31 protein-coding genes and 1 pseudogene are annotated in these 19,655 nt (G+C 39.8%); 9 read left to right on the top strand and 23 right to left on the bottom strand.

Annotated features, from left to right (window positions below):
* Positions 1-12: 12 nt before the first annotated feature.
* Positions 13-792, bottom strand: a complete 780-nt coding sequence (locus BM161_RS04650; protein WP_074930796.1) for a tRNA threonylcarbamoyladenosine dehydratase — start codon at positions 790-792, stop codon at positions 13-15.
* A 153-nt stretch (positions 793-945) separates the two neighbouring features.
* Between BM161_RS04650 and BM161_RS04645 the strand changes: the two genes are divergently transcribed.
* Positions 946-1,158, top strand: a complete 213-nt coding sequence (locus BM161_RS04645; RefSeq protein WP_244882684.1) for a branched-chain amino acid transporter permease — start codon at positions 946-948, stop codon at positions 1,156-1,158.
* Here BM161_RS04645 and BM161_RS04640 read toward each other — a convergent pair.
* Genes BM161_RS04640 through BM161_RS04605 form a run of 8 tightly spaced genes read right to left on the bottom strand, consistent with a single transcriptional unit; the run spans position 1,112 to position 6,904 of the window.
* On the bottom strand, positions 1,112-2,086 hold the full coding sequence (locus tag BM161_RS04640) for an acyltransferase family protein (protein ID WP_280521787.1): 975 nt from the start codon (positions 2,084-2,086) through the stop codon (positions 1,112-1,114). The two genes, BM161_RS04645 and BM161_RS04640, sit on opposite strands and share 47 nt — an antisense overlap.
* Before the next feature lie 51 nt (positions 2,087-2,137).
* On the bottom strand, positions 2,138-3,058 hold the full coding sequence (locus BM161_RS04635) for a DUF1848 domain-containing protein (RefSeq protein ID WP_074930791.1): 921 nt from the start codon (positions 3,056-3,058) through the stop codon (positions 2,138-2,140).
* Between the two features lie 9 nt (positions 3,059-3,067).
* Complete coding sequence (locus BM161_RS04630; RefSeq protein WP_074930789.1) at positions 3,068-3,904, bottom strand: MBL fold metallo-hydrolase; 837 nt, start codon at positions 3,902-3,904, stop codon at positions 3,068-3,070.
* Positions 3,905-4,489, bottom strand: coding sequence for a GNAT family N-acetyltransferase (locus BM161_RS04625; protein WP_074930787.1), 585 nt, complete (start codon positions 4,487-4,489; stop codon positions 3,905-3,907).
* Between the two features lie 14 nt (positions 4,490-4,503).
* Entirely contained in the window at positions 4,504-5,001 is a 498-nt protein-coding gene (locus BM161_RS04620) for a GrpB family protein (protein ID WP_074930786.1), read from the bottom strand.
* A gap of 1 nt (position 5,002) precedes the next feature.
* The gene (locus tag BM161_RS04615) at positions 5,003-5,890 is read right to left on the bottom strand and encodes a class I SAM-dependent methyltransferase (protein WP_074930784.1); all 888 of its coding nucleotides are present in this window, start codon (positions 5,888-5,890) and stop codon (positions 5,003-5,005) included.
* Between the two features lie 10 nt (positions 5,891-5,900).
* The gene (locus BM161_RS04610; RefSeq protein ID WP_074930782.1) at positions 5,901-6,416 is read right to left on the bottom strand and encodes a GNAT family N-acetyltransferase; all 516 of its coding nucleotides are present in this window, start codon (positions 6,414-6,416) and stop codon (positions 5,901-5,903) included.
* Between the two features lie 11 nt (positions 6,417-6,427).
* Positions 6,428-6,904: an ASCH domain-containing protein gene (locus BM161_RS04605; RefSeq protein ID WP_074930780.1), complete on the bottom strand. Its 477-nt coding sequence runs from the start codon at positions 6,902-6,904 to the stop codon at positions 6,428-6,430.
* A 128-nt stretch (positions 6,905-7,032) separates the two neighbouring features.
* Here BM161_RS04605 and BM161_RS04600 point away from each other — a divergent pair, with 128 nt between their 5' ends.
* Positions 7,033-7,536: a GNAT family N-acetyltransferase gene (locus tag BM161_RS04600; protein WP_074930778.1), complete on the top strand. Its 504-nt coding sequence runs from the start codon at positions 7,033-7,035 to the stop codon at positions 7,534-7,536.
* A 21-nt stretch (positions 7,537-7,557) separates the two neighbouring features.
* Here BM161_RS04600 and BM161_RS04595 read toward each other — a convergent pair whose 3' ends face one another.
* A complete protein-coding gene (locus BM161_RS04595) occupies positions 7,558-7,929 on the bottom strand; it encodes a hypothetical protein (RefSeq protein WP_074930777.1) in 372 nt (123 codons plus the stop codon).
* 148 nt (positions 7,930-8,077) lie between these two features.
* Here BM161_RS04595 and BM161_RS04590 point away from each other — a divergent pair, with 148 nt between their 5' ends.
* Complete coding sequence (locus tag BM161_RS04590; RefSeq protein ID WP_074930775.1) at positions 8,078-8,767, top strand: DUF5680 domain-containing protein; 690 nt, start codon at positions 8,078-8,080, stop codon at positions 8,765-8,767.
* Here the strand turns inward: BM161_RS04590 and BM161_RS04585 are convergent, their stop codons facing one another.
* The 10 genes from BM161_RS04585 to BM161_RS04540 all read right to left on the bottom strand — a co-directional run bounded on the left by BM161_RS04585 (position 8,768) and on the right by BM161_RS04540 (position 13,779).
* Positions 8,768-9,169 carry a GNAT family N-acetyltransferase gene (locus BM161_RS04585; RefSeq protein ID WP_074930773.1) on the bottom strand — a complete coding sequence of 134 codons (402 nt, stop codon included), beginning with the start codon at positions 9,167-9,169 and terminating at the stop codon, positions 8,768-8,770. It abuts the gene before it with no gap.
* Positions 9,170-9,228: 59 nt separating this feature from the next.
* On the bottom strand, positions 9,229-10,230 hold the full coding sequence (locus tag BM161_RS04580; RefSeq protein ID WP_074930771.1) for a permease: 1,002 nt from the start codon (positions 10,228-10,230) through the stop codon (positions 9,229-9,231).
* A 4-nt stretch (positions 10,231-10,234) separates the two neighbouring features.
* A complete protein-coding gene (locus tag BM161_RS04575) occupies positions 10,235-10,555 on the bottom strand; it encodes an ArsR/SmtB family transcription factor (protein ID WP_074930769.1) in 321 nt (106 codons plus the stop codon).
* 74 nt (positions 10,556-10,629) lie between these two features.
* Positions 10,630-11,319: an MBL fold metallo-hydrolase gene (locus BM161_RS04570; protein WP_074930768.1), complete on the bottom strand. Its 690-nt coding sequence runs from the start codon at positions 11,317-11,319 to the stop codon at positions 10,630-10,632.
* On the bottom strand, positions 11,316-11,765 hold the full coding sequence (locus BM161_RS04565; RefSeq protein ID WP_074930766.1) for a GNAT family N-acetyltransferase: 450 nt from the start codon (positions 11,763-11,765) through the stop codon (positions 11,316-11,318). Before BM161_RS04565 ends, BM161_RS04570 begins: the two co-directional genes overlap by 4 nt.
* A 12-nt stretch (positions 11,766-11,777) precedes the next feature.
* Positions 11,778-12,266: a CDP-alcohol phosphatidyltransferase family protein gene (locus BM161_RS04560; RefSeq protein WP_074930765.1), complete on the bottom strand. Its 489-nt coding sequence runs from the start codon at positions 12,264-12,266 to the stop codon at positions 11,778-11,780.
* Positions 12,267-12,268: 2 nt separating this feature from the next.
* The gene (locus tag BM161_RS14515) at positions 12,269-12,403 is read right to left on the bottom strand and encodes a hypothetical protein (RefSeq protein WP_280521786.1); all 135 of its coding nucleotides are present in this window, start codon (positions 12,401-12,403) and stop codon (positions 12,269-12,271) included.
* Between the two features lie 45 nt (positions 12,404-12,448).
* Positions 12,449-12,826, bottom strand: a complete 378-nt coding sequence (locus BM161_RS04550) for a VOC family protein (protein ID WP_074930763.1) — start codon at positions 12,824-12,826, stop codon at positions 12,449-12,451.
* Positions 12,823-13,305, bottom strand: coding sequence for a GNAT family N-acetyltransferase (locus BM161_RS04545; protein WP_074930762.1), 483 nt, complete (start codon positions 13,303-13,305; stop codon positions 12,823-12,825). The genes BM161_RS04550 and BM161_RS04545 overlap by 4 nt, the downstream gene beginning before the upstream one ends.
* Before the next feature lie 3 nt (positions 13,306-13,308).
* Complete coding sequence (locus BM161_RS04540) at positions 13,309-13,779, bottom strand: GNAT family N-acetyltransferase (RefSeq protein ID WP_074930760.1); 471 nt, start codon at positions 13,777-13,779, stop codon at positions 13,309-13,311.
* A gap of 140 nt (positions 13,780-13,919) precedes the next feature.
* Between BM161_RS04540 and BM161_RS04535 the strand changes: the two are divergent.
* The 4 genes and pseudogenes from BM161_RS04535 to aat form a co-directional block, all read left to right on the top strand.
* A pseudogene (locus BM161_RS04535) lies at positions 13,920-14,021 on the top strand (Rid family hydrolase); the annotation flags it as partial.
* Between the two features lie 90 nt (positions 14,022-14,111).
* Positions 14,112-14,339: a hypothetical protein gene (locus BM161_RS04530; protein WP_074930758.1), complete on the top strand. Its 228-nt coding sequence runs from the start codon at positions 14,112-14,114 to the stop codon at positions 14,337-14,339.
* 26 nt (positions 14,340-14,365) lie between these two features.
* Positions 14,366-14,668, top strand: a complete 303-nt coding sequence (locus BM161_RS04525; RefSeq protein ID WP_074930756.1) for a Dabb family protein — start codon at positions 14,366-14,368, stop codon at positions 14,666-14,668.
* Between the two features lie 26 nt (positions 14,669-14,694).
* Positions 14,695-16,245 (top strand): leucyl/phenylalanyl-tRNA--protein transferase, encoded by a 1,551-nt coding sequence (gene aat, locus BM161_RS14175; RefSeq protein ID WP_083425670.1) that lies wholly within the window; start codon positions 14,695-14,697, stop codon positions 16,243-16,245.
* Between the two features lie 7 nt (positions 16,246-16,252).
* Here aat and BM161_RS04505 read toward each other — a convergent pair whose 3' ends face one another.
* The 3 genes from BM161_RS04505 to BM161_RS04495 are packed head-to-tail and all read right to left on the bottom strand — an operon-like array spanning position 16,253 to position 17,989.
* Positions 16,253-16,465 (bottom strand): SlyX family protein, encoded by a 213-nt coding sequence (locus BM161_RS04505; protein WP_074930753.1) that lies wholly within the window; start codon positions 16,463-16,465, stop codon positions 16,253-16,255.
* Positions 16,466-16,507: 42 nt separating this feature from the next.
* Entirely contained in the window at positions 16,508-17,365 is an 858-nt protein-coding gene (locus BM161_RS04500) for a patatin-like phospholipase family protein (RefSeq protein ID WP_074930750.1), read from the bottom strand.
* A 3-nt stretch (positions 17,366-17,368) separates the two neighbouring features.
* Positions 17,369-17,989 (bottom strand): LexA family transcriptional regulator, encoded by a 621-nt coding sequence (locus BM161_RS04495; protein WP_074930748.1) that lies wholly within the window; start codon positions 17,987-17,989, stop codon positions 17,369-17,371.
* Positions 17,990-18,083: 94 nt separating this feature from the next.
* Here BM161_RS04495 and BM161_RS04490 point away from each other — a divergent pair, with 94 nt between their 5' ends.
* Entirely contained in the window at positions 18,084-18,401 is a 318-nt protein-coding gene (locus BM161_RS04490) for a S24 family peptidase (RefSeq protein ID WP_074930746.1), read from the top strand.
* Positions 18,398-19,654: a Y-family DNA polymerase gene (locus BM161_RS04485; RefSeq protein WP_074930744.1), complete on the top strand. Its 1,257-nt coding sequence runs from the start codon at positions 18,398-18,400 to the stop codon at positions 19,652-19,654. Before BM161_RS04490 ends, BM161_RS04485 begins: the two co-directional genes overlap by 4 nt.
* The last annotated feature ends 1 nt before the right edge of the window (position 19,655 follow it).

Here is a 19,655-nt window from a genome sequence, read left to right as displayed (position 1 = left end):
ATCAATAGAAATCTAATCTTTAAATAAATCCGTCATATGAAACTGAGTAAGGTCCTTTACAACCTCTGCTGCAATAATCATTCCTGCAACCGAAGGCACAAAGGCATTGCTGCCGGGAGTCTGTTTTTTGGGAGTTCCCTTGCGGTCTGGTGTAACTCCGGAAGTGTCTTCAAAATCAGGATCAGTTTCATCGGCTTGCGGAGGAATCGCAGTTTCAGTTGAGAACACAACCTTGAGCCGTTTGATGCGTCGCTTCTTAAGTTCGTTTCTCATAACACGGGCAAGCGGACAAACTGATGTACGGGTAATATCTGCAACCTTGAGCTTAGTCGGGTCAACCTTATTTCCAGCACCCATGCAGCTGATAACCGGCTTTTTAAGCGCCTTCGCACGGGTGATGATTTCAAGCTTACCAGTCACAGTATCAATACAATCAACAATATAATCATACTGAGAAAAATCAAACTGATCGGCAGTGTCGGGCATGTAGAAGGTCTTCCATTTTGTAACCTTACAGTCCGGATTTATATCATGAATACGTTCTTCAGCAACATCAACCTTGTCTTTGCCAATTGTAGACTGCAGCGCAAAAAGCTGGCGGTTCAAATTCGAAAGACAGATTTTATCATCATCAACAATATCAATTGCACCAATCCCGGAACGAACCAGAGCCTCAACAACATAACTTCCTACCCCACCTATGCCAAAAACAATAACACGGGCATTGTAGAGTTTTTCCATATTGTCTTTTCCGAATGTAAGCCTGGTTCGTGCAAACTGATTTGTGTTCATAAAGTCAATTATAAAGAGATAAGAAAGTGGTTACAAGGAGGGGGAATAACTGCTATTATGGAGCGATGAAAAAATTCGATAGAAAAACCGCTTGCCACAAGAATTCTTCCTGTTCTGATTTTTGGGCGGAATGAAACAATCCCGAAATACATTATGTATCTCGGGAAAGTTGTTCCTTATACCGCAATGGGACTTTTGATTGTCTATTGTTTTAAAGATGTCTCTGTAGTTCAGGCACCACATACAATTCCAGAACTGATTGCCATGTCTGTCGTAATCGCTTCATATCTCTGGAAACGAAATGCAATTTTCAGCGTGGTCATTGGAACTGTGCTTTACATGCTGCTGGTGCAGATGGTGTTTTAATTTTCAAACTTTTCATTCCCAAAAGAAAACTTGTGATTTTGTTTCTTCGGAAGATTTCGAAAAGACCAACTGTTATAGCAAAGGAAATAAGAACTAATAATATGTACTGAAGAATATATGGAATCATTACATATTTTGCGGCGAAGAATCCCAGAATTACTATTACTGATTGATGAAGAATATAAAGAGGATATGACGCCTGTGAGAAATACTTTGTAAAAGCACTGTTAAAGTTTAAGAACTTTTTTCCAAGGCCAAATAATGAGAGTATTCCACTCCAGGTAAAAATGTATGTTAATACATCCCAATAAGGTCCGAAAAACTGTATTTTATACATTACGCATCGTGCAATTAAAAGTATTGCAAAGATTGGAAATGTTACGATAGACCAGGAAGCTGTTTTTTCCTGGAAAGTTTCATCTGAGAAAACAAAGAAACCTGTTAAAAACCACGCCATAAATTCTACAATGCTTTTTCCACCCAGACTACCAATTGGTTTAATAAAATAAAGTACTACCCCAATAAGAAGGAGTTTAAGAATCATAAATCTGGAAGTCTTTAAATCAAAGTTTTTGGAATAGGCCAATTTTAAAAGTGGCAGTGTAATAAGAGAGATCAGGAAAAGATACAGGATAAACCAGGTATGAGCGGGAGTAAAATGGCCATCATAACCGGTAAAATCTGTAAAAACAAAAAACTCCTTAAAGTGTTCAAAATAGTTGCCGGAATAATTATTGAAATAAATATCTGCCAGATATGTTTGAACAGGAATTACAAGAATAAGTGCCACATTAAATGGAATATAAAGCTTTAGGACTCGTTCAATAATATACTTTTTTGCTGTTCTCTTTCCAAATGCATAAAAGGTTGAAGCGCCTGCTAAGACAAATAACAGTGGCATCCACCATGGGTATGTGCTGATATTCAATAATGAGGCTGGAACACAGTCTGCAATATTTTGTTTTCATAGGATTCTTAATTATTCCATAATCCAGCTTTTCTGCATAGTATTAAAAATCTTATCATCAGGATTCAGCTCACCGATTAGCAGCGGAGAAGCAGGATTGTGTAATTTCATATTTTCAAGGACAAGTCTGGAATCTGCATTTGCATAACAGTAGCGGCACAGATGAGCGCAGGAATTATAAGCTCCGATATCTCCGTTTAAGAAACAGGCACATTCTTTACGTGCGGAATTCTTTTTGGGAACTTTAAGTTTTTTACCAACAGCTTTTTCGAGGACTGCTACAGTTTGACAGCCGGAACAATCTGCACCAAAATGTTCGAGTTCTTTTCCTTCGGCACAAGGACGCAAGGTCATTCCATATTTAGTGGCAATTTCAACAAAGGCTTTTCCAAGAGTAAGCCTCTCCTCCTGCGTTACCTCCCGGGCTTCGGGAAAATTACGTTTCACCTTTGGATACAAATCTATAAAGCTGATTACAGCAGTCTTCGTTGAGCCACAAAGCCTGCGCGCAATATTTTCGAATGCCTTAAGATGATATGGAACTGAATATTTTTTGGAGATAAAAATCGGATCATAACGCCAGCCGACTTTTTCTGGTCCAAGTCGTTTTCCAAGTTCAATAATGCCATCTGCGACGGCGGCCTTTTCCGGCACGTTCGGTTCAATCTCTTTTCCATACGGCGTGAGCGAAACATACCACCACTGGTTATATTTCGAAAGTTCATTCCAGAGTTCCTGATTTTTTAAAACCGGCAGAGGATTCTTAGTACAAAAAGTAATCAAATCAACAATCTGAGGATTCAGTTCATAGCGTGAAACCGACGAAGGATAAAACGGATTTCTAACCATCACATAACCTTCTTTTAGCCGGTTCAAAAGCCACTGAGAATAAAAAGCCGGAATGTCCGTTCGCTGTCCTGTCTGGATTATCATTTCTTTTCTTTACTCAACAATAACTTCATCCCCAGACCGCACATAAGTCAACTGGTCGCCCATAATTTCTTTCATCTGATTGAAAACAGGAAGGCCGGTGCAGTGGCAGGTTGCAAAGTGGGCTTTATATGATTTCAGGCGATTTGCGATTTCTGTGACTTCGGCGGTGTCGGCCTCGGAGAACTCGGTGCGCTTCATAAGATGGAAGCCGCCGATTACCAGGTCTGGGAGTGAGGCCGGGCCAAACTTTCGTTCAAGCGTTTCCATCACATTCAAAATGCCGTTATGTGCACAACCGCAGAAAAGAATTTTCTTTCCGCCCGCTGTCAAAAGCAGATTCTGTTCGTGGTGGAATTCATCCTGGATATACTGATCGTTGCACAGCTCACGAAGGCGCTTGTTTGTAGAAGGAAGAGGATAAGCCCGCTGATCAACAGTGAAAACTTGAAGCTCGTCATCAATTTTTGTATCACCTTTCAAAAACTGAACCTGAGGCAGAGAGAGAATCTTTTTATCAATTCCGATATAACGGAAGCCCTTGTCTTGTCCGTCGAAGGCATAATATTCTCCGCCGGCATTATGTTGCATGTAAATCTTTGCCTGTGGGTTCAACTCCACAAACGGCAGGATCCCACCCGAATGATCATAATGCCCGTGACTCAAAATCACTGTATCAACAGCAGTCAAATCTACGCCAAGCGTCTTTGCATTACGAATCAATACCTCGCTTGGGCTTGAGTCAAAGAGAAACTTATGATTTTCAGTTTCAACATAAAATGAAAGTCCGTGAGCAGCTTCGCAGCCGCTATCGCCTGATTCATTTTCTACAAGATTTATGATTTTCATTTATCGCCTCTTAGCTTCGCGGTGGAAAAAATATCCCAGATTTATTCTTACTTCCTTGCGGTCGATGTCAGCGTTTGTATAGCAGCAGGTATCAAAGCCGATGAGTTCAAAGCCCTGATGAAGATAAAAGCCGATCGCGTTTGTGTTGCACGATTGAGTTTCCAGAATGATTGCACGGCGGCCTTGTGCCACGGCAACTTCTTTTGCTTTGTCCATCAGACGTTTTCCAAGCCCCTGTCCGCGAAGCTCTTCTGTAATCCAGAGCTCTGTAACCATCAATCTGTTTGACCATTCTTCAGGGCATACTTCTATGCAGGCAAGCATTTGGCCATTATCGCCTACTACGCCATAAGCTTCTGCCTTTTCCCAATGATCCTGATACAGACCATCCGGAAAATCATATTCTTCTGGAGTATGAACAACTGTCTTTTCAAAACTCTTTTTCACCAGTCGAATATTACAGCCGTCATTTTCAAAAGGCGAAATTTCCAGATCATAATAAGAATCAGATTTTGTTACGAGGGGAATTGGAGTTCCCTTCCACTGCTCTTTCGGTAATGAAACTATTTCTATCTTGTTTGTCATTTTCAACCCCTTTTTTAAGATAATACTTTTTCGAAGAACCACTTATATTCTTCTTCTTTCATCTGGACATAACCTGCTCTGTTGTCAGTTCCGACTTTAGAAAGAATCTCTTCTTTGATTTTATTATATTCATTTACAAGTTCAGGTGATGATCGAAGCTTGTCTCTGAATTTGAGATGTCTTTTCAGCTCGGCATTATCCTTAACACAAACATATAAATGATGATCGATTTTGATTGCAACGTTTTCATTATCAAAAGCTTCACGACCAGAGATACCACGGTCTCCTTCATGGACGTAACCGATTTTTTCAAGTTCTTCTTTTAGTTTGAGGAACTGAGCCGCATCTTCAACAACCACATCTATATCAATAATTGGCTTTGCATTCATCCCTGGAATCGATGTGCTTCCGACATGTTCGATGGAAATATATTCAGTGGCATTTTTCTCTAAAAACTCTTTGAGAGTCTGAAACTGCTCTACCCACTTTGGATTATATTTTTCTACTACCATTTCACTTCCTTACATAGCCAAAACAGAAAGTCATGGCAGCAGCATAAACCAGATTCAACTCGTCGCGGTTTCTGAAGATTTCGTTCAGTTTGATTTCTTTTTCAAGATATTTGGTTGCTTCTTCTTCCGAAAATCCGAGTTCCATAAACCAATTAATTTTCTTTGATTTTTGTTCATCGCTAAGTTCTTCTCCAAAACCATCAGATTGTAATGAGGTGTAAATAGAATCCTGATCTTCTTTTTTTTCATCTGCGAGAATAATCCGAACGCTGTCACTGATGCGGGCCTGAATATTTTTGATATTATTCCGTGCCATGATGACAGGCATTTTCATTCCGATATTTCCATCTGTTTTTGTTTTTTCATGAATGCGTTCAAACAGGATTTGCAGAAAACCAAGGTCTGTGATTTTACTTTTTTTAATGCCATCGATATAAAGAAGGGCGTTTACCGCATTCCAGTTTGATTCGCAGGTAATAATCATACCGTCATTTTTTGTGATGCGTTTCATTTCTGCCAGCACAGCATCTGGCTCAGGAATGTGCATCAGAACGCTATTACAAATTGCGATGTCAAAAGTATCATCTTTTTCTGGAACGTTGTTTACTGATGAAAGAATAAACTTATGATTAAACGGGAGTTCCTTAAAAATCTCTTTTCCTTTATTGATTAGTTTTTCAGAAATATCAACTCCAGTGTAGGAACTACCGTTCGGTAGCAATGACATCAGCACTAGCCCAAGATATCCGTAACCACAGCCAAAATCTATCACATCAACTTTCTTCGTAATCTTCCAGACCTTTTCAATAAGAAACTGAAGATAGTCAATATTCAGATAAAGAGAGCGTGTCAGTTTTAAATAGTCAAACTTATCATCCCAGTTTTCCATTCTAAGCCGCCTATAATGTTTTCATATAAAGAACTTCGTCTTCTACAACTTTTCCCATTACAGTCTTGGTAAAAGATTTTACATAGGTCATACCATTTCGTTCGGCAACATGGCGGGACGGAAGATTGTTGGACTTCATGTAGGAAATAATCTGTTTGATTCCCCTGCTCTTTGCAAAATCTGAACAGGCACGGGCAGCTTCGGTAGCATAACCTTTGCCGCGAAATTCTTTTCTTAAGTGATATCCAATCTCGGGGAATAAATTATCTTCCACCTGCTGCATGGTGATTCCACAGTCGCCGATGAATTCGTCTGATTCTTTTTCAAGCACAGCCCAAAGTCCAAAGCCGTATTTTTTGTAATTGTCGATATTCCATTTAATCCAGTTCTCAACTTCTTCCCTGGAAAAAGGATGCGGATAAAATCTCATAGATTGTGGATCCGAAAGCACAAGTGCAAGCTTTTCTGTATCATCCAAAGTGAGCTCGCGTAATTTTAAACGTTCTGTTTCGATTATGTAATTCATTATTCTTCCCGTTAAGCTACAGTATCAACATATACAACTTTGAACTCTTCAAAGACAACTTCTATGTCTTCAGAAAATTTCCAGCCAAGACTTTTATATTCTTCTTCGAAAAAAGACTTATGAACTTCCCGCCAGTATTTCAAAGTTTTATCACCTTCACCTTCGATATATGCGTCTTCTTCAGTAATTTGATTAAATTTTTTGATTGTTGATTTTACAGTCTGCAATACGCAACATTCAGTCTCATCAAAATTTGTTAGTATCCAGTAATCCCCAGGTTTTGAAAAATCTTCATTATAGTACTCACAAATTTTTACACTTGCTGTAGTTGCTCGTTTTATTCCTTGAATTACTAAATTATAAAGGTTATCTGTCTGTTCTTTTTCATCACAAAAATGATCTACTATCGGAAAGGCTTTTTCTGTCTTTACGGGGTCTTCTCCAAGAGACTTCAAATAATTATTCCAAACTTGATTAGGTGTACTCATAACTTTTTTCCTCTTAGTCTACCATGTAGACTAGTATTAGAATTATTATATCATATAATCATAGTTTTAATACTCTGAATAAATATGGTAAAATGTTCATAAATAAAATACTGCTAGAGGGGTACAAAATGTTATATGTAAAAAAAGCAAACCTTGAAGATATCGAAAAAGAATGGGCTTTTGTGCGCGATATGCCGGAAGACGAAAACGGGCTTACAAATGCCTGGTCTGGAATATCGCATGATGATTTTGAAAACAAGGCTTTACCGGATATGCTCAGATTCTCCCGCGGTGAAAACCTGCCAGACTGGATGGTACCAGAAACTTTTTTGTTTTTATGGGAAGATGACACAATCGTCGGCCAGTTCAGAATCCGTCATTATCTGAATGATGCGCTGCGAGAAGGCGGCGGACACATCGGGCAGTTTATTAAAAAGGAATACCGTGGCAAAGGCTACGGGACTAGAGGCCTCGCTCTCACACTGGAAGTTGCCCGAACAATAGTTCCAGAAGATGAATTCTATCTTCGTGTAAACCGCGACAATCCAGCCTCTCTAAAGGTAATGCAGAAGAACGGTGGCCGCATCGTAAAAGAAGATGACGAGCACTATTATGTGCGAATCAAAAAATAATCTAATAGAATACGTCGACGGTCATGCCTTAAAGGGCTTTCCAAGATTCATTTTACGTCTCCAATCTGGAGCTTCTCCATCATCTGCCCAGTATTCATCCAGTCTGGAGATTTTGTCATTCACCAATTTTATAAAGCTCACAACATGGCAGGATATTTTTTTATCTGATGAATAAACATGTCCGGCTAAAATTACTTCATCTTTATTTTCAACCAAACGCTCAATTTCACCTTCCCACTTTCCAGGATAATCGCAATTCACTTTTACATATTCTTCAACACTAAACTGTTCGTTTGTACAATGCCAAAAAATTGAAGCATCCTCAATAAAATATGACGGTAACTCTGCTCTGTTCTGCGAAATCACAGCTTTCCAAAAGGATTTAATGTTCATGCTATTCACCTATATCCAAACAGATTTTATTATAACAAATAACTAAACTCGAATCACAATTTTTGTCACTTCGCCGTTACATTTTTGCATTCAGAAAGCGGTGTAAATAAACCTTTTTCTGTGTTACCTTATAACCAACGAGGTGAATATGATTTTAGGTGAAAAGCTCATCTTACTCAGAAAACAAAACGGATATTCGCAGGAAGAACTGGCAGATAAACTGCACATTGCTCGCCAGACTGTAAGCAAATGGGAAAACGGACTTGCCATACCTGAGCTCGACGGCCTTATTGCTTTGAGTAATCTTTATCATATTCCGATTGACCGCATAGTAAAAAATGATGATGACTGCAATATTCCGTTGACGGAGAGTGAAGATAAAACCGACCGCACAGAACTCATCAGTTTCCTTATTAAAGCAAAGCAGAAAACCTACGCGGGACACGGAGCCGAAGTTGCCCCTAGCCGCCCTGCTTCACACGATTTGAAATATGAAGAAAAAACTCCGGCAGGCGAACTTTTATACATAGATACTTATCTTGGTGGAAAAGACTTTGCCGGCGAAGAAGCTGTCTGGCGCAACGGTAAACCGCTGTGGTCTATGAATTACTATGGCCGTGTAACAGGCGAGCCATTCTCTGGAGATTTCCTCAAGGCGGCACTTTTTGAAGTTCCGGCTGATAAGCCTTACCGCGGTCCAGACATTTTCCGGCAGGGCGACTACACCTACCACTGCCAGACCAACGGAGATTTCGAATGGTTCCAGGGCTACGAAGATATCTTCTATCTGGAAACAAAGATTTACGAATTACACTTCCATGGCGGAATTATTGTTTAATTATAAATCTTTGATCAAATGAAACTTCTTGTTTCCATCCGGAATGTCGTTCAGTTCACCAATGATTTTGTAACCGTGCTTTTTATAGAACTCAGGAGCCTGCCAGGACATGGTATCAACATGAACAGAATGACAGCCTCGTTTTTTTGCTTCTGATTCTGCGGCCTCGAGCAGTTTTGATCCAAGCCCCTGCTTACGATATTTCTCATCAACCCAGAGAATATCAATATGCATCCAGCCCCAATAAGTACCGCCAAGGATTCCGGCAATTACATTTTTGTTTTCATCATATTCAACAATATTCAAAAGAACATGATTATCCGGTCCAACCTTTTCTTCATTGAACTTTCGCAGCGCGTCATTTACAAAATTGATTTCTTCTTCGCTTGGATTAAAATTCATTGCGTTCCTCTATAATAATTTATTCAACCTTTTCTTTTTTCTTTATATTAACAATTTATTTAATTCAAAAACAATGCCTGAAAAGCATTGAAAAAATATCCGACAAGAATAATTCCTGCCACACAGATTGAAACAAAAACTACCAGCAGCTTTGTTTTAATCACTTTTTTCAACATAATCAGTGAAGGCAAACTCAAAGTCGTTACTGCCATCATAAAGCTGAGTACAACTCCCAAGAGCGCACCCTTTGCCAGCAAACTTTCAGAAATTGAAATACATCCAAAAATATCTGAATACATTGGAATGCCGGCAAACACCGCAAGAATTACTCCAAGCGGATTTTTCACACCAAGTGTATTGATAATCCAATTCTCAGGAATCCAGTTGTGAATTACAGCGCCCACAGCAACACTCAGAAGAATATAAGGGAAAACTTTTTTGAGAGTATCAGTAACAGAATGCATTGATAACACGAGTCTCTGTTTCTGAGTTGTTTTTGCTTTTGAACATGAGCAGCAGCATTTTACAGGAGTAAGTAACACTTCAACCTGATCTTCCATATGGAGATGCTCGATTATAGTTCCACCTGCAATTGCAACAACAAGACCGAGTACAACATAAGCAATCGCAATCTTCCAGCCAAAGATACTGGTCAAAAGAATCAGCGACGCAAAATCAACCATTGGGGAAGAAATCAAAAAACTGAAAGTTACTCCAAGAGGAAGCCCCGCCGTAGTGAATCCCATAAAAAGCGGAATTGAAGAACAGGAACAAAAAGATGTTACAGTTCCCAAAAGAGCCGCAATCACCCGTGCAGGAAAGCCTTTACAGCGCGAAAGGATTTTCTTACTTCGTTCCGGTGGAAAAAACGACTGAATATATGAGATTATAAAAATCAGCACAAAAAGCAGAAGGGTAATTTTAATCACATCATAAAAGAAAAAGTGAACGCTTCCACCAATGCGGCTTTCTATATCAAGCCCAAAAGCTGTCAGCATTTTCCCAGTAAGAGCTTTAAGCCACAGCATTCCAAGTATCTGATTCTGAATAAAAGCTCCCATATAACTAGTCCTTATAGCAGCAGCACTGGCCGGCAGTTTTTTTCTTTGATGAAGTTTTACAGGTAAACTCAGAAAGAGCATTTTTGAAATTTAAGAAGGTTTCGTTGTTTATCGAATAATATGTCCACTTCCCTTCTTTTCGGGAATTCACAAGATTGCAGTCAGTTAAAATTTTCATGTGATGAGAAAGTGTTGGCTGCGTGATATTAAATGCATCAAGAATTTTACATGCACACAATTCACCGCCTGTCAGCATTTTTATAATCTGAACACGATTTTCATCACCCAGAGCTTTGCAAATAACAGCGATTTCTGATTCTTTCATAGCCTTCCTCATATAGATAATTGTCTATGTGAGGAACTATAAATAATACATAGATGATTGTCAATATGTTTTTTTTACTGACACAAGAAGCCAGCATAATCAAATTTATACAAAGTCACTTCATTGCCAAACACGTTTACAGGTTTTGCATATTCCTGAGCCTTTCCATCCACAATGGATTGTGCTCCCTGAATCAGCTTAGGAATCAGATCTTTATGAACAGGAAAAGTTCCGTGCATTGGATAAATCTCATCGAACAAATCTTCGTATTTAGAAAGATGCTTGAGGCTTTCAATATATTGATTTAGATTTCGCGCTGGTCCAAACATAAAGATTTTACCGTCCTGAATGCTGTCACCGCTGATGAGAATATGGTTCTTTTTATCGATGATTCCAACGCTGCCAGGAGTATGTCCAGGGAGGTCGATAATCAAAAGCTCCCTGTCACCAAGATCAATAACATCACCTTCGTGAATCGGAAGAATCTTACCCTGTCCATTATGAGCATGAAGATTTTCTTCTTCATTTGGATTCATATAAAATTCACCAAATGCACTGTTGCCCGAAATATGATCAGGATCCGCATGAGTGTTTATCAAAATGAGAGGAAGATTTGTAAGCCCTTCTGCAATCTGTTTTGCATCAGGACTATTCATACCAGTATCAATTAGAGCCGCTTTCTCGCTTCCACAAAACAAATAAAATCTGACTCCTTCATCTTCAATACGCCAGGTGTCTTCATTGATTTTAATAATTTCTTTCATACTTTATTAACTCCTCTTTTTAATAGTACAAGGTATTCAGTTGTACCTTCTTCCAGTTTCTTTTCTCCTGTTGCGATAAAACCATTTCTTTCATAAAATCGTATGGCGCTTGTGTTTCTTTCCAGTGCCCAAAGATAATCAGCATTGAATTCCTTCACAGCGTAATCCAGCAAACAGGTACCAATGCCGGCATTCTGAAGAACAGGTTCAACAAAAAGTCTTGCAATATATGTATCTTCAACTTTTATAAATCCTTTGACAACACCGTCATCATAAACATACAAACTATCAAGCTGAGTTTCATAATTTTTCATGAGCGATGGAACTTGCAATTCACCAAAATAATATTCATCGCTTTTAAATATTGGATAGAAATACATTCTGTAATTAAATATCTGTATCTCTGCGATACGTGCCAAATCTTTTTTCTCTGCCTTTCGAATCATATTTAAATCCTCTCAAAATCTATTAGTTTTTATAAAATGCCCTTCCTGAATTGCCGCAAAAGTTGCAACTACGCAAACAGGAATAGCGGTATATTTTAAATCCATAAAAGGCACAGTCAGCGGCAATACAAAAAGCAGCAGACCTGTTACCTTGTTCGTGATTGTATGAAGCAGGACAAATCGTTTCTGCATGATTAAGCCAGAAACAATATTGATGATTTTGATAAGTGCAATAATTCCAATCCAGACATAAAGCCAGATTGGAATGCATATAACCGGAATCAGTTTTATAAGGCATACAAAAACAAATATGATATCGGCGATAGAATCCAGTCGTGCGCCAAACTCACTTGCTTTTCCTGTCTTCCGTGCAACAGTTCCATCAATCATATCAGTAATTCCAGCTGCCAGATACAATACATAAAACGCAGACGAGAAAGTTGGAAAGAAAAGAAGCGAGATGCTGAATAAGATTCTGCTGCCGGTAATTATATTTGCCATTCTTACTTTACTGTCCACTCAGTCCAGTCGATGTGATTATATTTCATAACTTCATCTGCATGCTTCATTCCAAGTTTTTCGTAAAATGGAATAGCATTTTCAAGAATTGGTTTATCTATTTCGTAATCTTTTAACATATTTTACCCCCTGTTATTCCATGCCTCGGCAATTAGGCGGGCATTTTATCGCTCCATATAAAACTCAACCTGCTCTCCAAGCGGGCCGTAGCAGAAAGCCATGCGGATTGGGTATACAGGATCAGAAGGAATATCTTTGTCATTCGGTTCAATAAAAAGATCGTAACCGGCAGCCTTAACCTTCGCCGCAATTTCATCAACATCATCAGTAAGAAGTGCCATATGACGGATTGCGCCAAGGCAGTGAGTTCCATCAGCATTAGTGAAAATCTCGAGCAGGCCATTGCCAGTATCAATCATCATACCTTCTGCCCACTCGCGTATAATTTTTAAGCCAAGAATATCTATATAAAACTTGCGAACGTTAGTTAGTTCTTCAGCTGTTCCGCATTTCATTGAAATATGGTGTATGCCTTTAATCATTTTTGCCTCTCATTCTTATTCAATTTCTCTCTATACAAAATATATCTAGGCCCTTCTTCTCCCATAGTGCCAGTAGCTTTGAAGCCACATTTTTCTAAAACCTTCTGTGAGGCAGTATTGGTAAAATCAGTTTCCGCTTCTACTGCCTTCACTTCTGGATGATTAAAGGCCCATTTTATTGCAAGACTTGCAGCCTCTGTTGCATACCCTCTTCCTTGAAATTCATCAAAAATGCCATAACCAATTTCCGGATTCTTATCAGCCTCTAAGCCTTTATAGCATAAGTTACCGATATTGTTTCCATTCTCATTTTCGATAATCCACATTGCATACCAGTCCCACAAATCCGGGTGGTCAATGCACCCCTGAAGCATTTCTTTATAAGCCTTCTTTAATTCTGGATCATTTTCTGAAGCTATCTGATTTTCCATTTGTTCTTTATTTGCAGGATATATTTTTACTCGTTTACTTTCTATCATTTATTACTCCCAATGATACTCCATTTCTTTACAACGGCTGCAGGCATCTTCAAAGCCAAGTTTTTTATACAGGGGATAACCCATTGGAGCAGCCTTGAGTTCGAGAAAATCAAGATTTTGCATCTTACAAAAATCCATAATCTGTTTGATTACATTGCCGGCAATTCCCTGGCGGCGTTTTTCAGCAACCGTGTATACGTTCATAATATTTCCGACACGGCCATGAGGAAATCGAGGATTCGCAGGTTTTTCCTGAATCAGTAAAAAAGCAATTGAAATGATTTTTCCATCTTCCTCCGCCGCAAAAACAAAACAATCGCGGTTCAGATGATTTTTAAGATATTCCTGAAGCTGTGCTTGAATTACCGCTTCCATTTCCGGAGTTTGAGCTCCCATATCTTCGCGGATAAATTCCATGCGGCATCTTATAATTTCGTCAAGTTCGTTCAAATCAGCTTTTTTATAATTTATCATTTTTGCCTCTCGTATTATTATAACAGATAAGCAAAAATTTTTGTTGTGTATTTTATCAGAATTATTTTAATTGACTGTCAGCTCCCTTATTTGTATTATATTCCTATCTTATTTATAGGTAAAATGTCAGGAGACCTACTATGAAAACAATCGAAACAAAATCAGCACCGGCAGCAATCGGACCTTACTCACAGGCAATTCTTGCAAACGGATTTTTATATACATCAGGACAGATTCCTTTGTCCGACTCCTTTTAATTCAAGCTGAGATTTTAACACAAAGCACTGTATAAACTCTCATTTCGTGATAAAATGTTTTCAAAAGGGAACACTATGGCAAGCATTTTGATTAAAGACACAACCCGTGAACAGCGCGAGCAGATTGTACGCGAATCATTGGGGGATGATTATGATGTTGGCTGCGGATACGAATCTACAGGCATCAACTATCAGCTCTATATTGATGGAGTAAAAGAGCTCCGCGAACTCAACATGGAAGCCAACTGCGGCTTTGAAGTAGCACATCCGGAAGAAAGAAAATCCGGCTGTAATATGATTTAAACTGATATAAAAAGAGGACAAAAAAAATGGTAAAGCACATCATCTTATGGACATTAAAAGAAATGAGCGATTCTGAAAAAGAATCAGTAAAAGCCGGAATCAAAGAAGGTCTCGAAGGCCTCAAGGGAAAAGTCCCAGGCCTCGTAGATATCAAAGTAATCACCAGCGGCCGCCTCGCCTCTTCCACCGCCGACCTCATGCTGGACTCAACCTTCGAGAACGAAGAAACTCTCAAAGGCTACTCAAAACATCCGGAGCATGTAGCCGTAGCTGACAGCAAGGTTCGTCCTTATACTGCAAGCCGCGCTTGTTTGGATTTTGAAATATAAAAAATTAAACTGCAATAATTCTCATCATGGCTGAAGCAGAAATCAACATTGCAGAAATTTTTCGAAGAGTCCCGTTTGGAGAAGATAAGGCAGATTGCGGTTATTTTTCAGACCGTGAATGTACAAATGTCTTAACCTCTTTTAACTGGATGGGGTCAAATCTTCCGGTTGAAAAGCTGGACTGCATTCTTTATGAAAGGCTTCTCCGACAGGGCTTCCGCCGTTATCATTCGCTCGTTTATCACACTAAATGTCAGAACTGCCGTGAATGCATTCCAATACGAATCCATGCAAAAGACTTTACTCCTTCAAAAAGCCAGAGAAAAATCCTTCGTATAAATCAGGGTGTAGAAGTCACAATCATTACAAATCCTGATGATTTTTGCACTGACGAAAAAGCCCTTATGTATCGCAACTACTATAATCATCACAATGAGGGCACCCCTGGTTTCAACCGACTTACACTCCAGAAAGCTAAAGACGATCTCAAAAAAATGAATAGCGGCTACAGCGGAATTATCAATCTTGATTATAAGGTTCAGGGCCAGCTGATTGGAGTAAGCATTATTGATTACGTTTTTGATGAAGGCGGATTTGTCACCGGTATTTCTTCGAACTATTTTTATTATGATATCAGCAAGGAAGTACTCAAAAGAAGCATTGGAGTTTACAGCGTTCTTTTTGAGATTGGCTTCTGTGTTGAAAATCATTTCCCATATTATTATCTCGGACTTTATCTGCCTCACTGCCGGAAAATGAATTACAAGACAAACTATAAACCATATCAGCTTTTGCTTAATGGATTATGGACAGACAGTACCGGCCTCGAACAATGTCCTCAGGTTCTGGAAAACTATCTGCGGATTGAAAATGAAAAATCACGCTCGACAAAGATTGATACTTCAGATGTCTTTACGTTCCCTGAGCCAGGCCTGCTTTATGGTTACGATGAGATTTCTCTTATTACAGAAAATATTCCTCTGCGTCTGCTTTATTCAGCTTATAATCAGGGAGTATTTCCATGGTTCAATGAAGACCAGGGAGAGCCGGTAATCTGGCAGTCTCCAAAGAAACGTTTTGTGATTTCACCAGCCAAACTTCACGTTTCAAAATCGATTGAAAAGTTTTTGAAGCACAACCCCTACACTTACACAATCGACAAGGCATTTTGTGATGTTATAAAAAACTGTGCAAAACAAAAACGCCCGGACCAGAATGGCACTTGGATTGGCCCAAAGATGATCAAAGCCTACAAGAAGTTTCATAAAGCCGGATACGCCCATAGCATCGAAGTCTGGAAAGATGACAAGCTCGTCGGCGGTTTTTACGGAGTCTTACTCGGAAGCGTCTTCTGCGGCGAATCAATGTTCACGATTGAACCAAACAGTTCAAAAAGCGCCTTCGTTCTATTTGCCCGAGCCTTCCAGAAAGCCGGTGGCAAACTCATCGACTGTCAGACTTACACCGAAAACATGGCCCGCTACGGCGCTAAAGAAATTCCTCGCAAACAGTACATTGAAAAACTGGGGAAGTATTCCAAAGTGCCGCTTAAGTGCAAGATTGAAAATTTACTCTAAATTATTATTAATAATGCGGCGGCTTCCTATTAGGAATCTCCCCTTCCATCGCGTTGGACATTTCGCGGACTCGGTCGGACATTAGTTTCATTTCTTTCTGGAGTTTATCAATAGTCTTTGCCTGCTCAACGGCTACGTTCTGGATCTGGTTTACAAAGTCTTCCATGTAGGCAAGCTTCATTTCAATTGCGGTCAGGCGTTCATCAGTTTCTTTTTCCATTTGCTATTGTTCTCCTCTTTTGTTCTAAATACTTTACCAAAACTACTTCTTCAAGAAGCTCTTAATTTCCATCAGCTTTGATTTTGCTAAAAGACGGCCCTCGTTATATACACGGTCTAATTCAGCAGGATTGTTTTCGGTTCGGCTGATTCCTAAATCGTGCTCCGGGCAGAGAACAAAGGCGGCACCCTTCTCTTCCTGGCTGAACACGTATTCCTTTTCCTGATTATAAACAACGTGTCTTTGCTTCATTGCCTCAACCAGGGCCGGATATTTTTTCAAGGTGATTTTCATCAGGCCAATCAACTTGTTTGGTGATTTAGAAAAATTCTTTGGCTGTGTCAAAATCACAAGATTCTTTTTATAACCGATTTCTTCAAAATATTTCAAAGGAATAGAATCTGTCATGCCGCCATCTAAAAGCTTGTAGCCGTCAACCTCAACAACTTTTGAAGCAAGCGGCATACTGGCACTAGCGCGCATCCAGGTCAAATCATTCTTATCACAAGTTTCAAGTTCCTTGTAAACAGGCTTACCGGTTTCACAGTCGGAAGCAACACAATAAAACTTCAGTGGATTTGCTCTGTAAGTTGCAGTGTCAAAAATATCAAGCTGATTTGGAAGCGTGTCATAACAAAACTCGGCTCCATATAAATCACCAGTCTTAATCAGAGAACGGAGCGAACAATATCTCCAGTCCTTGCAAAAGCGTTTATTATATCTGATGGCTCGCCCAATCTGTTTTGATTTATAATTGCAGCCAAAGGTAGCACCGGCAGAAACTCCGATCGCACCGTCAAACTCAATGCCGTTTTCCAGAAGAACATCGAGCACGCCGGCGGTAAACATTCCGCGCATTGCGCCGCCTTCCATTACAAGACCTGTTTTTCCAGCTTCCATAATTTACCCCTGTACCTTGTGAACAACGTAGCGAACTTTCCCTACTACGCGGAAATCTTCACTTTCAGCACTCTCTGTCATTTCAGCGTATTTCTTGTTGTCGGAGATGATTCGAACAAAATTGCTGCCACGCTGTAGTCGTTTTACATAGCCGGCACCCTTATAGTTGATGACGTAGATTCCATCAGTACCATCATAGCCAAAGCGATCATAAATAATCACATCATCATCAAAAAGAGTTGGCTCCATTGAGTCTCCACGAACATAAGAGGCACTGATATTTGAACTGTATTTTTTCAGATGAGAAGGAATTGCAACCCAGTCCATAATTTCTGCTGTATCCGGAAGCTCCTGGCCACGGCCTGCAGAAAGCGCCTGCTCATAAACCGGAATGGTGATAACGTCCTTTGCAGGTACATCCGGATAAGCCTTGAACTCTTCCATTGTCATACCAAAGGCTTCAACAATTTTCAGAGCTTCATCAAAGGTCGGCAAACGACCAAGAGAGATTTTATTGCGCAGTGTTCCAATGATAATTCCAGTCTGTTCGCAAAGCCAGTCTTGGTTCACACCACGTTCAGAGAGAAGCATCTTCACTTTTTTCCAAAAGATTTCGGCATCCATGGCCTTTATTATACTGTGAGTTTTAAAATAAATAAATAACTATTTGGTTATTTTTATTGACAAACTGTTAATAGCGCATTATCATGTTTTTTGTATGGTAACAGGATTTCCAAGCCCGGCACAGGGCTATGAACAAAATACAATTGATCTCAACGCAGCTTTAATCAAGCATCCTTCGGCAACAGTTTTTATGCGGATGGATAATTCTCATTATACGAACATGGGGATTTTCGATGGTGACCTGCTCATCATAGACCGGGCAAAGAAAATAAACTCAAACAGCCTTGTTGTTTATGAATCCGATGGGCATTTCGTTTTAGGAAGAGTTTATAACATCAAAGCCAATGGCCAGACTGATGTCATAATCACAGGTTCAGTCACCCACGTAATTCACACGGTAAAAGAAATATGATTCTACACGCAGACGGCAATTCTTTTTATGCATCCTGTGAACAGATTTATCGACCGGACCTTCGCGGTAAGCCTGTCGCTGTTCTCTCAAATAATGACGGAATTATTATAGCGCTCAATAAGGAAGCCAAGGCTTGTGGTATTAAACGCGGGGATCCCTACTTCAAGGTGCGCGATATTTGTGACCTCAGGGGAATCACAATCTTTTCCAGTAACTACACTCTTTATGCAGATATCAGCCGCCGAATTTCTTCTATCTATCGTGAATATGCACCCGAAATTGAAGAGTATTCCATTGATGAGTCTTTTCTTTTTTTTGATAAATGCAACTGGAGCAAAAAGGATTATGAAGAAATCGGCCATGAGTTGAAGCACCGGATTTCTAAGGAAGTCGGAATTCCAATCTGTGTTGGTGCAGCACCTACTAAAACCTTGGCCAAACTCTACAATAAAAAAGCAAAGGAACATGGCGGAGTTTTTGTTTATGATCCTGCCGAGGTAGATGCCCTGCTCGAACAGACTGATTGCGGAACTATCTGGGGAATCGGCCATAAGCGGGCCCTGAAGCTTCAAATGCATGGAATCAACAATGCACTGATGTTAAAGCACATGCCTTTATGTGATGCAAAACGTCTGCTCACCAGTCAGGGCTTTGATACAGTCCAGGAACTGAACGGAATCCGCTGCATCGAAAAAATCACCAGAGAAAAAAAAGACATCATAACTTCCAGTCGTCAGTTTTCAATAAAGGTGTATGATCTGGAAACAATTGAATGTGCTGCCGTTGAATATGCAGAGCTTGCCGTGGAGCGCCTCAGACAACAGAACTCAGAATGCAAAGCCGTGCAGGTCACAATCTCTACCTGCAATTATTATTCTGATGATTTAGCGAGTCAGTATTCCAACGGCGTAATTGTAGAGCTCCCCCGCCTTACCTCTTACACTCCCGACATAGTAAATGCAATCCGCCTTGCCCTTCCTCATATCTTCCGTCCTGGCTACGGCTACAAGGTTGTTATGATTTCACTGTTAGATATTATGCCCGCGCAGTACCAGGGCTTGCTCTGGATAGATCCAAAAGAAGATATCAAAAAACATAAGCTGATGAATGCGGTTGATCATATAACATCAATGTACGGCCGCCGTTCAATCACCCTGGCCAAATCTTACACAAAGACTGGCTGGGAAATGAAACGGGATTTTTTGAGTCCAAATGTTACGACAGTTCTGGAGAATGTGCCAGCGATACTGTAGA

The organism is Treponema bryantii, from assembly GCF_900113965.1.
Taxonomy (GTDB): domain Bacteria; phylum Spirochaetota; class Spirochaetia; order Treponematales; family Treponemataceae; genus Treponema_D; species Treponema_D bryantii_A.
The sequence above is the reverse complement of the archived record's forward strand: the minus strand, read 5'-3'. Positions and strand labels throughout refer to the sequence as shown.

Bases quoted from the DNA above. Each gene is read 5' to 3' on its own strand.
- BM161_RS04610 (WP_074930782.1), bottom strand. From the start codon at position 6,416: ATGAATTACATAATCGAAACAGAACGTTTAAAATTACGCGAGCTCACT.
- BM161_RS04580 (WP_074930771.1), bottom strand. From the start codon at position 10,230: ATGGGAGCTTTTATTCAGAATCAGATACTTGGAATGCTGTGGCTTAAA.
- BM161_RS04615 (WP_074930784.1), bottom strand. From the start codon at position 5,890: ATGGAAAACTGGGATGATAAGTTTGACTATTTAAAACTGACACGCTCT.
- BM161_RS04630 (WP_074930789.1), bottom strand. From the start codon at position 3,904: ATGAAAATCATAAATCTTGTAGAAAATGAATCAGGCGATAGCGGCTGC.
- BM161_RS04600 (WP_074930778.1), top strand. From the start codon at position 7,033: ATGTTATATGTAAAAAAAGCAAACCTTGAAGATATCGAAAAAGAATGG.
- BM161_RS04550 (WP_074930763.1), bottom strand. From the start codon at position 12,826: ATGATTAAAGGCATACACCATATTTCAATGAAATGCGGAACAGCTGAA.
- BM161_RS04575 (WP_074930769.1), bottom strand. From the start codon at position 10,555: ATGAAAGAATCAGAAATCGCTGTTATTTGCAAAGCTCTGGGTGATGAA.
- BM161_RS04635 (WP_074930791.1), bottom strand. From the start codon at position 3,058: ATGATAATCCAGACAGGACAGCGAACGGACATTCCGGCTTTTTATTCT.
- BM161_RS04650 (WP_074930796.1), bottom strand. From the start codon at position 792: ATGAACACAAATCAGTTTGCACGAACCAGGCTTACATTCGGAAAAGAC.
- BM161_RS04605 (WP_074930780.1), bottom strand. From the start codon at position 6,904: ATGAGTACACCTAATCAAGTTTGGAATAATTATTTGAAGTCTCTTGGA.
- BM161_RS04645 (WP_244882684.1), top strand. From the start codon at position 946: ATGTATCTCGGGAAAGTTGTTCCTTATACCGCAATGGGACTTTTGATT.
- BM161_RS04545 (WP_074930762.1), bottom strand. From the start codon at position 13,305: ATGATAGAAAGTAAACGAGTAAAAATATATCCTGCAAATAAAGAACAA.
- BM161_RS04500 (WP_074930750.1), bottom strand. From the start codon at position 17,365: ATGGAAGCTGGAAAAACAGGTCTTGTAATGGAAGGCGGCGCAATGCGC.
- BM161_RS04485 (WP_074930744.1), top strand. From the start codon at position 18,398: ATGATTCTACACGCAGACGGCAATTCTTTTTATGCATCCTGTGAACAG.
- BM161_RS04625 (WP_074930787.1), bottom strand. From the start codon at position 4,489: ATGACAAACAAGATAGAAATAGTTTCATTACCGAAAGAGCAGTGGAAG.
- BM161_RS04490 (WP_074930746.1), top strand. From the start codon at position 18,084: ATGGTAACAGGATTTCCAAGCCCGGCACAGGGCTATGAACAAAATACA.
- BM161_RS04505 (WP_074930753.1), bottom strand. From the start codon at position 16,465: ATGGAAAAAGAAACTGATGAACGCCTGACCGCAATTGAAATGAAGCTT.
- BM161_RS04590 (WP_074930775.1), top strand. From the start codon at position 8,078: ATGATTTTAGGTGAAAAGCTCATCTTACTCAGAAAACAAAACGGATAT.
- BM161_RS04525 (WP_074930756.1), top strand. From the start codon at position 14,366: ATGGTAAAGCACATCATCTTATGGACATTAAAAGAAATGAGCGATTCT.
- BM161_RS04530 (WP_074930758.1), top strand. From the start codon at position 14,112: ATGGCAAGCATTTTGATTAAAGACACAACCCGTGAACAGCGCGAGCAG.
- BM161_RS04620 (WP_074930786.1), bottom strand. From the start codon at position 5,001: ATGGTAGTAGAAAAATATAATCCAAAGTGGGTAGAGCAGTTTCAGACT.
- BM161_RS14515 (WP_280521786.1), bottom strand. From the start codon at position 12,403: ATGTTAAAAGATTACGAAATAGATAAACCAATTCTTGAAAATGCTATT.
- BM161_RS04560 (WP_074930765.1), bottom strand. From the start codon at position 12,266: ATGGCAAATATAATTACCGGCAGCAGAATCTTATTCAGCATCTCGCTT.
- aat (WP_083425670.1), top strand. From the start codon at position 14,695: ATGGCTGAAGCAGAAATCAACATTGCAGAAATTTTTCGAAGAGTCCCG.
- BM161_RS04585 (WP_074930773.1), bottom strand. From the start codon at position 9,169: ATGAATTTTAATCCAAGCGAAGAAGAAATCAATTTTGTAAATGACGCG.
- BM161_RS04495 (WP_074930748.1), bottom strand. From the start codon at position 17,989: ATGGATGCCGAAATCTTTTGGAAAAAAGTGAAGATGCTTCTCTCTGAA.
- BM161_RS04540 (WP_074930760.1), bottom strand. From the start codon at position 13,779: ATGATAAATTATAAAAAAGCTGATTTGAACGAACTTGACGAAATTATA.
- BM161_RS04565 (WP_074930766.1), bottom strand. From the start codon at position 11,765: ATGATTCGAAAGGCAGAGAAAAAAGATTTGGCACGTATCGCAGAGATA.
- BM161_RS04570 (WP_074930768.1), bottom strand. From the start codon at position 11,319: ATGAAAGAAATTATTAAAATCAATGAAGACACCTGGCGTATTGAAGAT.
- BM161_RS04595 (WP_074930777.1), bottom strand. From the start codon at position 7,929: ATGAACATTAAATCCTTTTGGAAAGCTGTGATTTCGCAGAACAGAGCA.